Genomic DNA, 14,139 nt, shown 5'->3' on the forward strand with positions numbered 1-14,139 from the left:
GGAAGTCCGAAGATGGAAAAATTCCCGCTTCACACTTCCATCTTCCTGCTTTTATTTAATTTTTTCTACTTCAGCAAATAATTTTTCTGATATTTCGGAAATGTCTCCAATCCCGTTTACCTCTACATATTTGCCTTGTTTTTTATAAAGTTCAGCAACTTCTGCTGTCTTTGCATAGTATTCCTTGATTCTATTTCGGATAATATCTTCATTAGAATCATCTGTTCTTCCACTTGTCTCGCCACGTTTCAAAAGCCTTTGTACCAAAGCTTCATCATCCACTACCAATGAAAGGCAAACACTGATTTCTGTTCCTAGCTCATCTTTCACAATGTTTTCCAAAGCATCGGTCTGGTGTGCTGTTCTTGGAAATCCGTCGAAAATGAATCCGTTGGTATTTGTAGGTTTTCTAAGCTCATCAACAAGCATATCAATAGTCACTTGGTCCGGAACCAACTCTCCTTTATCAATGTATGATTTTGCAAGTTTACCAAGGTTTGTATCATTTTTCATATTGTATCTGAAAAGATCTCCAGTTGAAATCTGCTTCAGATTGAATTTGTCAATAAGTAGTTGAGCTTGAGTTCCTTTTCCACTTCCCGGTGGACCAAAGAGAACGATATTGATCATAATGGTTTTTTTATTTATTAGATAATTATTTCTTATTCGGTTAGTGGTTGATTCTGCCTTCTTCCAATTGATAAAGATCCGGCAGATTTCTCCCAAGTTCATCATAATCCAAACCATATCCCAAAACGAATTTATTAGGGATCTCTTTTGCCACATAATCAATCGTGAAGTCTTTTTGGAAAACATCAGGTTTTAGCAGCAGAGAAGCCACTTTCAGAGACTTTGGACGCTGTGTGTTTTTAAAATATTCAAAAAGATTTTCCAGTGTATTACCTGTATCTACGATGTCTTCCATCAATATAATATGCCTATCTACCACATCTTTTGTGAGATCCATTTTTTTATACACTATTCCTGTAGATTGGGTTCCGGAATAAGAACTAACTTGCAGAAAAGCAATTTCACATTTTCCGGGATAGTATTTTAGAAAATCGGAAAAAAACATGATAACACCATTCAAAACACCCACAAAAATTGGGGTTTCGTCTTTGTAATCTTCGTAAACTTTAAGCGCTAATTTTTTTATAATTTCCTGAATTTCATCGTGTTTCAGGTAGGGTACGAAATTTTTGTCGTGAATTGTAATTGACTCCATAAGTATTTCAAAGTACAAAAATAAGGTTTTTATAGCAATTGACCGATTTTCTTTTTGTAACAGTTCTATGAAAGAATAATACAATTTAATTATCTATCTTTGCGTTACTATTTCTGAAAAAGAATAATTATGTTCAAGTCACTTTTCCACTGGAAAGTATTAGTTAATATAGTTTTGGCAATGGCTCTTTTTGCCGGTTTGGTATGGCTCACATTCCGATGGCTGGAGTTTCATACGAATCACGGAGAAGAAGTTCCTGTACCTAATGTTATGAATATGACTGTACACGACGCTATTAAAATACTGGACGATTCCGGTCTGGAATATGAAGTAGATAGCTTTAAGTACGATCCGAAATTCCGTCCTTTTCAGGTTTTGGCCGTTAACCCGAATCCTGGTTCTAATGTGAAAAATGGAAGAATTATCACATTGAAAGTTAATCCAAGAACTTGGGCAAAGGTGGCTATTCCAGATATTATAGACAGATATAAAGGTTTAGCGTTTAACCAGCTGAATCTCGTAGGACTGAAGGTGGGGGACACGCTTTATGAACCGAGTATTCAAAGAGATGCCGTACTCAGGATTCTTTATAATGGAACCAGCGTGAAGCCTGGAACGCAGATTCCGCGATTTTCTGCCGTGGACCTGGTTATAGGTTCTGGTCCGCTTAGAAATGTATCCATCCCGAACGTTGTCGGTAGAACAGTTCAGGAAGCTAAAAAAATTATTGCTCAGGCGTTATTTGAAGTTGGTATTGTGGAACACGAAGATGGCGGAAAGGATGATTCAGATATTGTATATTATCAGGATCCGGAGTTTGGTGCCTTGCGGGATCAGGGAATGCAGATTGACCTCTGGGCCAGTAAAAAAACACCTGCCGAACTCCAGAACAAGATTAAGCAGCTGGATGAGATGTATCGTCCTAAGATAGATACAGCATTAGCTCCTATTGAATACCGAGAAATACCTACAGCAGAAGAGAGGCCTGCACCGGTAACCAAAAATCCACCTGCAGCCACTACTGCTACAGCAGTACCGAAACCAAAACCTGCGAATACGAATTCCAGTCCTTCAGTCGGTTCTCCACAAGCTACTGTAAAAACTAATAATTCTGCAACACCGCAAAATTCTAAACCTGCGGAAAAGCCTAAACCCAAAAAAGTTGTAATAGAATAAAAATTATAAAGGCTTCAGCGATTAGTTGGAGCCTTTTAAAATTAAAATATGCTGGACGAAAACGAAGATTTTCTGGAAAACGAATTCACTGAGGATGACAGTTCTGCTGATGAAAACAGTGGACTTTTTGAGCATCTTAATATTAAGGTGGATAAAAATCAGGAACCCCTTAGGATTGATAAATTTTTGCTGATACACCGTCAGAACTCTTCCCGAAATAAAATTTCTCAGACTTGCAGAGCGGGTAATGTCGTGGTGAATGGAAATCCCGTAAAGCAAAACTACAGAGTAAAACCAGGCGATGAAATCAGTGTGCTCCTTGCTCACCCGCCAAGAGAAAATGTGATCATCCCACAAGATATTCCTATTAATATCGTATATGAAGATGATGATCTGGTTGTAGTGGATAAAGATCCCGGAATGGTGGTTCACCCTGGATTTGGGAATTGGGACGGAACACTGGTGAATGCTTTGGCTTTTCATTTTTCAAAAGATCCGAATTATAATTCCGATCTGGACAGAGTCGGTCTGGTTCACAGGATTGATAAAGATACATCAGGATTACTGGTAATTGCTAAAAACGAATACGCACTCAGTCACCTGGCAAAACAGTTTTTTGATAGGAAAACGAAAAGGCTTTATTGGGCTTTTGTTTGGGGCAATGTTCAGCATGATGTAGGTACGGTTACTGGTCACATCGGGAGACACCCAAAAAACAGGATGCAAATGTACACTTATGTGGACGGAAGCCATGGAAAACACGCAGTGACTCATTATAAGGTTTTGGAAAGATTCCGTTATATGACTTGGGTAGAGTGTAAACTGGAAACAGGAAGGACGCATCAGATCCGTGCGCATATGAAACATATCGGACACACTTTGTTTAATGATGAGCGGTATGAAGGCAATATAATAATGCGTGGCGTTAACCTTCCGAAATATAAACAATTCGTTCAAAATGTTTTCGAAGTATTGCCAAGACACGCCTTGCATGCACATACTCTTGGCTTCATACATCCTGTCACCAAAAAAGAATTGTATTTTGAAAGTCCGATGCCAAAAGATATGCAGGAAGCTTCAGAACGTTGGAGGAAATATCTGGGAAATAACTAGAGTTTTATATATTTGTGTCGTGAAGAAAAGTTACTTACTATATAAAATCATTGTTCTTCTAGCTTCGGGAGCAATGATTAGTGTAAAATCTCAGGAGACTTTGCCGTTCTATCAGCAGTATCTGGTGGATGGAGATTTCCTTTTTAACCCGGCATTATTAGGTAAAACAGATGATGTGGTTCTTAATATCAATTATCAGAAACAATTTTCACAACTCAGTGAGTCCCCAAATGTTCAGTCTTTAGGCCTGCATGCCAATGTTTTTGACAGAGTGGGAGCTGGGATTTCGTTTTTTAGAGATCAGAATGGACCTATTTCGTCTAATGGTTTGATGCTTGGTGCTTCCTATTTTATTCCCATTACAGATGAAGAAGACAGGCAGGATCAGTTTTCTTTCGGTATAGGAACCAATCTTTACAATATGAATATCGATTACACGCAGCTCAATCCAGAGCAGCCGGGTGATCAGGTGCTAGGAGAGAATACCAATGATATTTTTATTGCTTATGCCAATCTGGGAACAGCGATTAAATATAGGGACTTTTTCGCAGGTGTTTCTGTGGTTGATATACCCTTGAGCAATGATATTCCTATTGTGAACGGGATTGAACCGTCACCAACTAAATTTTACTTCAATTTAGGATATGACTGGCATTTTGTAGACGGGCTTTACCTGACACCTTCTATGATGATGAACCTTAACACCAATTCTTCAAGAATCATAGATTATAACGTGATGGCCACAGCTTTCGGAGAGAAAAGTAATATTTCCGCAGGAATCAGTTTCAGAAGTGCCAAAAGTGCGGTTGGTAGCCAGAACCTTGGGCTTTCACCTGTCATCAAAGGGAAAGTAGGATTTCTAACTTTTGGTGCCGTTTACAATATGGGAGTTTCAGAACTGACAGAAAATTTCGGTAATAGTTTTATGTTGTCACTTGGATTTAATATAGAAAACTTTATTAATTCCAGAGGTTTCCGTTATAGATAGTTTTATTAAATTGTCAATGGTTAATTGTTAATGATTTTCAATTTATAACAAACAATTCATAATTAATCATTTATAATTCAGCTTGATTTACCTCCATATTCCTTTTTGCAAGCAGAAATGCAGTTATTGCAATTTTCATTTTTCGACTTCCTTTAGTTTGAAAGACGAGATGTTATCTGCTATCAAAAAAGAAATCCAACTCAGACACAACGAACTCGAAAATAAAACCCTGAAATCCCTTTATTTCGGTGGCGGAACACCTTCTGTTCTCAGTGTTGATGAAATCAAATCGTTGATTGATGAAATTCAGAAATATTTCAGTTTTGATAACAATATTGAAATTACATTGGAATCCAATCCAGATGATTTGAATAAAAATTTCCTGGAAGAATTATCTCAAACCGAAATCAATCGTTTGTCAATTGGAACCCAAAGTTTTTTTGATGAAGATTTGAAATTGATGAACCGAGCGCACAATGCGTCCGAAGCAGAAAGCTCGATTAAAAGAGCGCAAGATTTTGGTTTGGAAAATATCAGCATCGATCTGATTTATGGTTCGCCGACTTCAAATTTCGAAATCTGGAAAGACAATCTCAGTAAAACCATTGAACTGCAAGTTCCTCACGTTTCGTCGTACGCTCTTACTGTTGAACCAAAAACAGCTTTGGAAAAATGGATTGAAAATGGAAAAATCCGTTCTCCCGAAGAAACGGAACAGAACCAGGAATTTTATTATATGAAAGATTTCCTGAAAGATAATGGATTCGATCATTATGAGATTTCAAATTTTGGAAAGCCGGGATTTCATTCCAAACATAATTCTGCATATTGGAAATCTGAACCTTATTTAGGAATTGGACCGTCGGCGCATTCTTACAACGGACATTTGGAAAGAAGCTGGAACATCGCCAATAATCCCATTTACATTAAAAATCTAAACCAAAATATTCTTCCAATAGAAAAGGAAATACTCACGGAAAAAGACAGATTCAACGAAATGATTATGATTGGGTTAAGGACAATTTGGGGTGTAGATTTGAATAAATTCAATCAAAATTTTTCCTCAGAAGTAATCGATTATCTCAATCAAGAAATCAAGTCAAAAATAGAATCTGGAATTTTGGAAATAGAAAATAATTACCTTAAAATTCCCGAAAAACATTGGTTTTTAGCAGACGGAATTGCGAGCGATTTATTTATAGTTTAAAGACTTCGATAAGCTCAGTCAGACAATGCACAATTACTATCAAAGTTGTCACATTGAGCTTGTCGAAATGTTTTTCAGAATAAAAATTTCACTATTTTTGTAAAGCTAAATCTTTGCTGAGTTTTAAGTTTATGCTGAGCCTGTCGAAGTACCTTTGCGAACTTAAAAACATTGTAATGGTCAAAAAAAATGCAAGATTTGCGTTCAAAATAAAAGATAAAAGATTATCTCTTGAAAAAGAAAAAAGCCGACTATACGCATCTTTCAGCCAATCAGCCAATCGGGATTTTTGATTCCGGCGTTGGTGGATTAACGGTTGCAAAGGAAATTAAAAGATTATTGCCTAATGAAGATTTAATTTATTTCGGTGATACCAAACATCTTCCTTACGGCGAAAAATCCCGTGAAGCTATTGTTGGTTACTGTACAAAAATTACCGAGTTCCTTTTAGAAAAAAACTGTAAAGCGATTGTGATTGCATGCAACTCTGCGACAGCTAATGCACTTCAGGAAGTTCAAGAATTAGTCGCAGACAGGGTTCCTGTGATTGATGTAATTAATCCGGTTGCAGAAAAAGTATCTTACGAAATTCACAATAATGTTGGCGTGATTGCAACTAAAGCAACGGTCAACTCTGGGCTTTACAAAAAATCAATCCGAAAGCATAATAAGTTCATCAAAGTGGATGAATTGGCGACACCACTTTTGGTTCCGGCGATTGAAGAAGGTTTTAAAAATCACCCGATTACACATTCTATTATTTATAATTATCTGAGTAATAGTAAACTGAAAAATATTGAAACCTTGATTCTCGGCTGTACGCATTATCCGTTGTTGATAGACGAAATCAAACAATATTACGGAAACCGCGTTCGTGTCATCGATTCTCCAAACATCGTTGCCAGTCAATTAAAAATAATTTTGGATAAACACAATCTTCTGAACGAGGAAAATCACCAATCTACTTATCAATTTTTCCTGTCAGATATTACCAAAAATTTCGAAAAAATTTCGAAAAAATTCTTTGGAAAATCAATTGATTTAGATTTGAAAGTTCTCTGATTTTCTTTTTTTGCACAGAAAATTCGAAACTATAAAAGATCCTCAATTCCCAATTAAACAGCGTGTAGTTTGGATTTTGCAGCTTAGAAACTTGTTTATTCTATCTTCGATCAACAATCTAAGGCTTCAGAGACCAACTTTCTTTCTTACAAGATTCAGTTTTTGCTTCCACTCCGCAGGTTTTGTAGAGTATCCGGAAGATGCGATAGCCATAAACCAATTATTATGATCTTGCGAACCTTTTAACTTTTCATAGAATTTCCTTTTGGAAACCCATTCACAAAATGCACGATAAGAAGCTTTGGAATCAGCAAAACTTTTGAATCTGGAACTATTGATGTCGTTTTTTCCAGTCATTCCAAAATGGTTGTTCAGAACCTTGCAAGCGGAACTTGTACCACCGCCGGTTTCCATATAAGCGATGGAAAGAATCACCACTGTGGGAATTCCAAACTCCTGAGAAAGTTCCGTTGCAAAAGCTTTATACTGACTGATGTAAGAATTCTGTGCAGAAATTTTTAAACTGAAAAACAGAATGAAAATCATTAATAATCTGATGAAATTCCTCATATTGTAATCAATTTTATTTAGAAATCGGTTCGCTTTGGAAGAATGAGAAACTTACATTTCCGTATTTTCTGGTGTCTTTTAGATTCGGATGAGTGAATTTTATTCTGCTCTGATGTTCCAGAATGAAAATGCCGTTTGGTTTTAGCAATTCGTTATTAAGAACCAAATCAATCATTTCGTTGTACTTATTTTCTTCCGTTTCGAAAGGTGCATCAGCAAAAATGATTTCATATTTTTTTTCGTGATTTCTTTTCCTTTTCAGCCAATCAAAAACATCAGCTCGCTGAACATTCACTTGTAATCCCATATCCAATTCGTTCGCTGTAGAATTGATAAATCCCGCGTGTTTTGGATTCAGTTCAACGGAAGTGATGTCTTTGCAGTCGCGGGAAGCAAACTCCAAAGTAATGGAGCCGATGCCTGCAAATAGGTCTAAAACCGAGCAAAACTCAAGGTCATATTGGTTGTCAATGATGCTGAACAGCGCTTCCTTAGCGAAGTCTGTCGTTGGTCTTACATCGAAATTTTTTGGAGCCGCAATTCTTTTGGCTTTCCATTTTCCTGATATGATTCGGAACATAAATAATTTTTTTAACGCAAAAAGCGCAAAGATTTTTTAAATGATTAAAAATATATTAAATTTCGCAAAGCTTCTTCGCAACGCTGAGTTTTATGCCTTTGAGAACTTTATATCTTGAGCTAATATTATTCTTTACAAATTAATTCAATATAAAACTCTTCTTATGTAGATTATCGAAAACGATTTTCAGATTTGGAACAAACTTCTGCATTTCTGAGATGAAAGTCTCATTCTCAGTTGTTTCTCCATAAATATAAAAATGAGTTTCAGAGATTCCGAAATCAATTTTACTCAGAGTAAACATTATGAAATAAAGAAAATCTACTTCCGAAGCCGCATCCAGATTATTATATAGAACCACTTTTTTATTCTCAATGGCAAAGAATTCTGCCTGCTGATGATAAAGATTGACGTGGATTTCTTTTCGATTTTTCACATTCAAAGCATTCAGGAACTTTTCGCCCGAAAAATTGAAATGAACTGGGATTTCCAAAGCTTTAATTTTCTGATAAAAATCTTTAGGAAAACTATAATAAAACTGAATCCCAAATTTCTTGTTCACAGATAACATCAGTTCCTCAGAATCCCTTTTTACATCAGCATTGTAAGAAATCAAATTATATCCCAAATCGTGCTGGTCAAAACCTTCTTCCACGATGGAAAAATGATTGATTGAAGAAATCACAGAGATTTCAGAAAACTTTTCCGAAGCCAAAACTTCATTCAGATTTTCCTCAACCAGATTTTTTGGTGTGTCTTCATCTTTAAGAAAGATTTTTTCTTCCAGCACTTTTCTGGACTTAGAAATCTGCCATTGCAAACCATCTTTCGTGAAAAGTAAGGATAATTTCCTCATATTTTAATATCAATAAAATTAATTTTTTGGGCAACTTAATCCGCCTTCCACTCCCGCTATTTTTTGCCCTCGCTTTTCCAGTACAAAAATGAGCTCCGTTCAAGTCGGGCTGCGCATCGTAAAGTTGAAAATGTCAGTAAATTAGCCACCTTGCAGTACCAATAGAAACCAACTTTTAACAGTCAAATTTTTTTCAGTTTATTATCTCAAAGTCTTCCCAGAGATTTGCAAAGTTAAAAAATTAAAACTTTCCGTCTTCTAACCCTTCAATTCTTATATTATGGTTATCTTCGCAAGATAATTCGATTTATTTTCACAATGAAAAAAATATCACTTTTACTTATATTAATTATTTCTCAGCAGGCATTTTCCCAGTATTCTATTAAGTTCGAAGAGTCCAGTTTTGCATCAATTCTAGCCAAAGCAAAAGCAGAAAAAAAACTTGTTTTTATGGATGCTTATGCTTCTTGGTGCGGGCCTTGTAAGCTTATGGAAAAAAACGTGTTCACAGATAAGAATGTTGCTGATTTTTATAATAAAAATTTTGTGAATGCACGAATAGATATGGAAAAAGGGGAGGGTAGAGACCTTGCCATAAAATATGGTGTGAGAAGTTATCCTACTTTCTTATTCCTAAATGGTGAAGGTGACGTTGTGGGCAAAGAATTAGGGTACATCCAATCCAAAGAATTTTTGGAACTAGGACAGAAAAATAATAATCCGCAACTGGTCAATACTAATCTTGCAGAAGAATTTCTAAAAGGAAAGCTGGATCAGGATGGATTGCTCAATTTCATTAAGTTGTACGCTAGCAAAGATCCGATTTTAGCAAAAAAAGCTTCGGAAAAATATTTTACTAATAAAAAAGACAAATCATTTAGCGGAGAAGAGATTAATGTTCTTTTGAGTTTTACGCAATCTGTAGATGATGATAATTATAAGATTTTTATAGCTAACAAAGCTGCAATTACTGAGTTTTTACCTGAAAAAAATTACACTCAGTTTAATAATTATCTGAAATTGATGAAAATTGTAAGTGAGGCAACGGATGATAAAACAAAAACAATCGATGATGCCAAGGTTTTAAAAAAAGGCGAAGGCTTATTCCCAAAAGATGAACTGACAAAAAGTCTAAGTGTGTATAAACTCAATTATTATTCTGCTCACGATAATTTTCCAGCTTACGAAAAAACAGCTTTGGAACACTATAAAAACCCAGAGGAATTTAATAGTTCAGAATTACTGGCAGCAGCTAGCACTATAGGTGAAAAGTCATCGGATCCAAAATCCCTGCAGATGGCAGCAAGATGGGCAGAAAAAGTGGTGATGTCGTCAGAAAATTTTGATTCAACAAGTATTTTGGCAACTTTGTATGATAAATTAGGCAAAAAAGAGGAAGCGAAAATGTTCGCCGGTATGGCAGCTAACTTCGCAAAAGAGGAAAATAGGGACGCAGCAAAAATGATTGAAATCCTGAACAAAAAATAATGATGAAAAAACTTTTTTTACTGAGTTTCATTAGTGTTATCACTTCCAGTTTTGCGCAAAAAAATGAAACATACGTAAAAGCGAATGCTCTTTTTCTTCCGATCGGCATCCTAAACGTGGGAGTAGAACGTAGTTTCGCGGAGCATATAACGGGACAAGCAGATTTGTTTATCTCACCCTGGAAATCTTTTGCGGGAAAACACGCTCAAGTTTATATGTTGGGTTTTAACGGGAGATATTATTTTAATGAGACTTTTAAAAAGTTTTATGTTGGAGTAGACTTTTCGTTGGCACAGTTTAATATTCAAAAGTGGGGTTATTGGAATGATAATTTCTATGTCCACAAAAACGGCGTTACGACACCTTACATTAATTCTAACTTGTACCAGAAAGGATATTCATTTATGTTAGGAGGTCTAGCGGGTTACCAGTTTACGTTAGCTGATCGCTGGAATCTCGACCTTTATTTAGGATTCGGTACAATGCAAAGTTTTTATAAAGGCTATGACAAGCTGAGTGGTGATAGATATGACAATAACGGTGACTCTATGGGTAGAGAAACCAACAGAAGCGGTGAGTTCTTGCCTTATAAAGGTGGAGTAATGATTTCGTATAAATTGTAAAATTATGATGATAAAGAATCCAAAATACATTTTAATTGCAGCTATCACTTTCATCATTATTTTTCTGATGAATTATATTGGAAATGATTCTCCAGACAAGCTTTATAGAGCTTTATTAACTGCTTTTTCAGCGGTAATAGGTTTGGGAATAGGGATGTGGATTTACAGCAAACGTGACCAAAATGACGAACGTAACAATTTTGATTAATTAAACTGATTTTTATGCAGATCGATTTACAATCGGGCAAAAAAATATATTTCGCTTCCGACCAGCATTTTGGAGTTCCGGATTTACAACAAAGCAGAATACGGGAAGAAAAATTTATACGGTGGATGGATTCTATCAAGAAAAACGCACAAGTTCTTTTCTTGATGGGCGACCTTTTTGATTTTTGGCACGAGTGGAAATATGTTGTTCCAAAAGGCTATATCAGAGTTTTAGGGAAAATTGCAGAATTGAAAGATTGTGGTATCGACATCTATTTTTTTGTTGGGAATCACGATTTGTGGATGAAAAATTACTTCGAAGTAGAATTAGGAATTCCTGTCTTCTTTGAAAAAAAATATTACGAAATCAATAGTAAAAAATTACTTTTAGCGCACGGAGATGGACTTGGTCCTGGAGATAAAGGCTATAAAAGAATGAAAAAAGTCTTTACGAATCCCTTTGCCCAATGGGCTTTTAGATGGTTGCATCCAGACATTGCAATGAAAATTGCCAACTATATGTCTCAGAAAAATAAGATGATTTCTGGAGTTGAAGATCAAAAATTTTTAGGGGAAGATAAAGAGTTCCTGATTCTCTATTCTAAGGAAAAGTTGAAGACAGAAAAGATAGACTATTTTGTTTACGGTCATCGCCATTTGCCAATGGTTTTGGATTTGCAAAAAGGAGCTAAATATATCAATCTCGGCGATTGGATTTCTTACTTCACTTATGGCGTTTTTGATGGAGAACAATTTGATCTGAAAAAATTTGAAGATTAAATTCAAGTATTGAATTGAAAAATGAAGCAGAATATTTTTGATATTAAAACAGAAGAAGATTTCCGAACAGCATGTTTGGAAACATTCCGTTATCAATACGAAAATCTAAAAGTTTATAGGAAGTTTGTAGATTATTTGAATATCAATCCTTCGTCGATTAATCAAGTTTCTGATATTCCATTTCTACCAATTGAGATGTTCAAAAATCATTTGGTTTTGGATAAAAATGCTGAAGCCGAAAATTATTTTCAAAGTTCTGGAACCACACAAATGAATCGTTCCAAGCATTATATCGCTGATTTTTCTCTTTATGAAGAAAGCATTTACAAAAGTTTTGAGCAATTCATTGGAAAACCGGAAGATTATATTTTTTTAGGATTATTACCTAATTATTCAGAAAATCCACATTCTTCATTGATTTATATGATTGATTTTTTGATAAAAAAGTCAAACAAACCAGAGAATGGCTATTTTCTTTACAATCATCAGGAATTGTTTAATTTGCTACAAACTCTATCAGATAAAAAAGTAATTCTTTTTGGTGTATCATTCGCCTTACTGGATTTCTTAGATTATTGCCACGCAAATTCTCAAACTCTCCAATTTTCACAAACTCTCACAGTTATCGAAACCGGCGGAATGAAAGGAAGAAAAGAAGAAATGACGAAAGACGAATTGCTGAAAATCTTTCAAAATGGCTTCAAAACGGATAAGATTTACTCAGAATATTCGATGACAGAGTTGTTGTCGCAGGCGTATTCTTTAGGTGAAAATATCTATAAAAGCCCAAACTGGATGAAAATCCTTGTTAGAAATACAGAAGATCCTTTTTCTTATGTTGAAGAGGGTAGGACTGGCGCAATTAACATTATAGATCTGGCTAACCGGCATTCTTGCGCATTCCTTGCAACGCAAGATCTTGGCAAGTCTGAGAATGGCTCTTTTCAGGTGTTGGGGCGGATAGACCATTCCGATATCCGTGGTTGTAGTCTTTTGGTTTCCTAATTTTTAATAAATTTAATTTTAAAAACACAATTAAAAATTGTATCAAAAGTCCAATAATTCCTAAATGTACTAAATGAGATTTTTATTAATCATTCTATTATGCTCTTTTTCTCTGTTCAAATCTCAGAAATGTTATGATCTGAGCGCTGTGCTGAAAGTTGAACCAACAGAACTTTATAAGCCACATCTGCTTGCTGCGCAGAATTTCGGAGTTAATCTTCTGGAAAACACGAAAACAGTGGATCGGTATATTGCGAAAGCCAAATTGGTAAAGGTAAAAGTAAAATCAAGAGGATATAGATTACAGACTTTAGAATACAGTCGTCCTTACCTTGCCAAAAAAGCCAGGACTACACTAGAAAAAATGGCTAATAGATTTGCGACAGAAACCAAAAGTTTTTTTGTTGTCTCTTCAGTTACAAGAACTTTGGAAGATCAGTGTAGATTAAGAAAAGTCAATACCAATGCATCTCTCGGGATCAGTTCTCATAACTATGGTGCAGCTTTCGACATTTCTTATGTTCGTTTTGACCATCAACTAAAAATCAATACAAAGCTGGAAAAAGAATTGGAAAAAGTTTTGGAAGAATATAAAAATTTGGGGAAGATTTTCTACATTAAAGAAAAGCAGCAGAGTTGTTATCACGTAACGGTGCGTAATTTTTAAATCTAAACGTGATGCTGAAAATTGAGGAACTGGTTCACAATTATATCAATACAAATTGTGATTTTGATAAAGAAATTGTTTTAACTAATTTTTTTCATTCTGATTGGGAGGCTGATATTTTATTGATTAATAATGAAGGTTACAGCCACGAAATTGAAATCAAATTATCTAAATCTGATTTTAAAAACGATTTTAAAAAATTCTATACCAATCAAAAATCTGGAGAAAAATTTCTGAAACATGATAAGATTGGTTGTGGTGACTATATTTGTAATTCATTCAGTTTTCTTCTTCCAATGGGAATGATTAATCATCAAGATATCCCGGAACATTGCGGGATTATAGAATTTTATCACGACGAGGATCATTGGGAAACAAGTTTTTATAATATTCGGGAACCAAAAATTATTCACAAAGATTCTTATTGGAAATTGTGTGATAAAGATTATTTCCTGAGAAATATGGCCCGAAGTCTTCTCATCAAAAAATTTGAATTGAAAGGTAAAAAAGAAGAGCTAATTTTTAAAAATCCTTTTGATATAAAAAACAAAAAATAAATCCTACCAAAACAACTGGCAGGATTTATTTTTTT

The 14,139-nt window shown here is 35.1% G+C and carries 17 protein-coding genes; 12 read left to right on the plus strand and 5 right to left on the minus strand.

The genetic code is table 11. The features are described 5' to 3' along the window. Positions 1-51: 51 nt before the first annotated feature. The gene (locus tag EGH73_RS04615) at positions 52-630 is read right to left on the minus strand and encodes an adenylate kinase (RefSeq protein ID WP_089767604.1); all 579 of its coding nucleotides are present in this window, start codon (positions 628-630) and stop codon (positions 52-54) included. A gap of 40 nt (positions 631-670) precedes the next feature. Further along, positions 671-1,225, minus strand: coding sequence for a hypoxanthine phosphoribosyltransferase (gene hpt / locus EGH73_RS04620; RefSeq protein WP_089767605.1), 555 nt, complete (start codon positions 1,223-1,225; stop codon positions 671-673). Positions 1,226-1,354: 129 nt separating this feature from the next. On the opposite strand from hpt, the gene EGH73_RS04625 reads away from it, so the two are divergent. From EGH73_RS04625 to murI, 5 genes are all read left to right on the plus strand, one after another. Further along, positions 1,355-2,401 (plus strand): PASTA domain-containing protein, encoded by a 1,047-nt coding sequence (locus EGH73_RS04625; protein WP_123280886.1) that lies wholly within the window; start codon positions 1,355-1,357, stop codon positions 2,399-2,401. A 48-nt stretch (positions 2,402-2,449) separates the two neighbouring features. Then, positions 2,450-3,514: an RluA family pseudouridine synthase gene (locus tag EGH73_RS04630; RefSeq protein WP_123280887.1), complete on the plus strand. Its 1,065-nt coding sequence runs from the start codon at positions 2,450-2,452 to the stop codon at positions 3,512-3,514. Between the two features lie 19 nt (positions 3,515-3,533). Further along, positions 3,534-4,502, plus strand: a complete 969-nt coding sequence (locus EGH73_RS04635) for a PorP/SprF family type IX secretion system membrane protein (RefSeq protein WP_184808073.1) — start codon at positions 3,534-3,536, stop codon at positions 4,500-4,502. A gap of 97 nt (positions 4,503-4,599) precedes the next feature. Continuing rightward, positions 4,600-5,709, plus strand: a complete 1,110-nt coding sequence (gene hemW / locus EGH73_RS04640; protein WP_245985436.1) for a radical SAM family heme chaperone HemW — start codon at positions 4,600-4,602, stop codon at positions 5,707-5,709. A gap of 231 nt (positions 5,710-5,940) precedes the next feature. Then, positions 5,941-6,771: a glutamate racemase gene (gene murI, locus EGH73_RS04645; protein ID WP_123280890.1), complete on the plus strand. Its 831-nt coding sequence runs from the start codon at positions 5,941-5,943 to the stop codon at positions 6,769-6,771. Between the two features lie 126 nt (positions 6,772-6,897). Here murI and EGH73_RS04650 read toward each other — a convergent pair whose 3' ends face one another. From EGH73_RS04650 to EGH73_RS04660, 3 genes are all read right to left on the minus strand, one after another. Then, the gene (locus tag EGH73_RS04650; protein WP_089767615.1) at positions 6,898-7,341 is read right to left on the minus strand and encodes a glucosaminidase domain-containing protein; all 444 of its coding nucleotides are present in this window, start codon (positions 7,339-7,341) and stop codon (positions 6,898-6,900) included. 13 nt (positions 7,342-7,354) lie between these two features. Further along, on the minus strand, positions 7,355-7,921 hold the full coding sequence (locus tag EGH73_RS04655) for an RsmD family RNA methyltransferase (protein ID WP_123280891.1): 567 nt from the start codon (positions 7,919-7,921) through the stop codon (positions 7,355-7,357). A 139-nt stretch (positions 7,922-8,060) separates the two neighbouring features. Continuing rightward, the gene (locus tag EGH73_RS04660; protein ID WP_123280892.1) at positions 8,061-8,777 is read right to left on the minus strand and encodes a DUF3822 family protein; all 717 of its coding nucleotides are present in this window, start codon (positions 8,775-8,777) and stop codon (positions 8,061-8,063) included. A 318-nt stretch (positions 8,778-9,095) separates the two neighbouring features. On the opposite strand from EGH73_RS04660, the gene EGH73_RS04665 reads away from it, so the two are divergent. The 7 genes from EGH73_RS04665 (at position 9,096) to EGH73_RS04695 (ending at position 14,104) form a co-directional block, all read left to right on the plus strand. Next, entirely contained in the window at positions 9,096-10,265 is a 1,170-nt protein-coding gene (locus EGH73_RS04665) for a thioredoxin family protein (protein ID WP_123280893.1), read from the plus strand. Then, positions 10,265-10,888, plus strand: coding sequence for a DUF3575 domain-containing protein (locus EGH73_RS04670; protein WP_245985419.1), 624 nt, complete (start codon positions 10,265-10,267; stop codon positions 10,886-10,888). Before EGH73_RS04665 ends, EGH73_RS04670 begins: the two co-directional genes overlap by 1 nt. Positions 10,889-10,892: 4 nt before the next feature. Beyond that, the gene (locus tag EGH73_RS04675; protein ID WP_089767622.1) at positions 10,893-11,096 is read left to right on the plus strand and encodes a hypothetical protein; all 204 of its coding nucleotides are present in this window, start codon (positions 10,893-10,895) and stop codon (positions 11,094-11,096) included. A 14-nt stretch (positions 11,097-11,110) separates the two neighbouring features. Then, on the plus strand, positions 11,111-11,875 hold the full coding sequence (locus EGH73_RS04680) for a UDP-2,3-diacylglucosamine diphosphatase (RefSeq protein WP_123280894.1): 765 nt from the start codon (positions 11,111-11,113) through the stop codon (positions 11,873-11,875). Between the two features lie 21 nt (positions 11,876-11,896). Next, positions 11,897-12,880: a LuxE/PaaK family acyltransferase gene (locus EGH73_RS04685; RefSeq protein ID WP_123280895.1), complete on the plus strand. Its 984-nt coding sequence runs from the start codon at positions 11,897-11,899 to the stop codon at positions 12,878-12,880. 73 nt (positions 12,881-12,953) lie between these two features. Continuing rightward, positions 12,954-13,547 (plus strand): DUF5715 family protein, encoded by a 594-nt coding sequence (locus EGH73_RS04690; RefSeq protein ID WP_089767627.1) that lies wholly within the window; start codon positions 12,954-12,956, stop codon positions 13,545-13,547. Positions 13,548-13,558: 11 nt separating this feature from the next. After that, on the plus strand, positions 13,559-14,104 hold the full coding sequence (locus EGH73_RS04695; protein WP_123280896.1) for a hypothetical protein: 546 nt from the start codon (positions 13,559-13,561) through the stop codon (positions 14,102-14,104). Positions 14,105-14,139: the final 35 nt, after the last annotated feature.

It is taken from the genome of Epilithonimonas hominis (assembly GCF_003730015.1).
GTDB lineage: Bacteria > Bacteroidota > Bacteroidia > Flavobacteriales > Weeksellaceae > Epilithonimonas > Epilithonimonas hominis.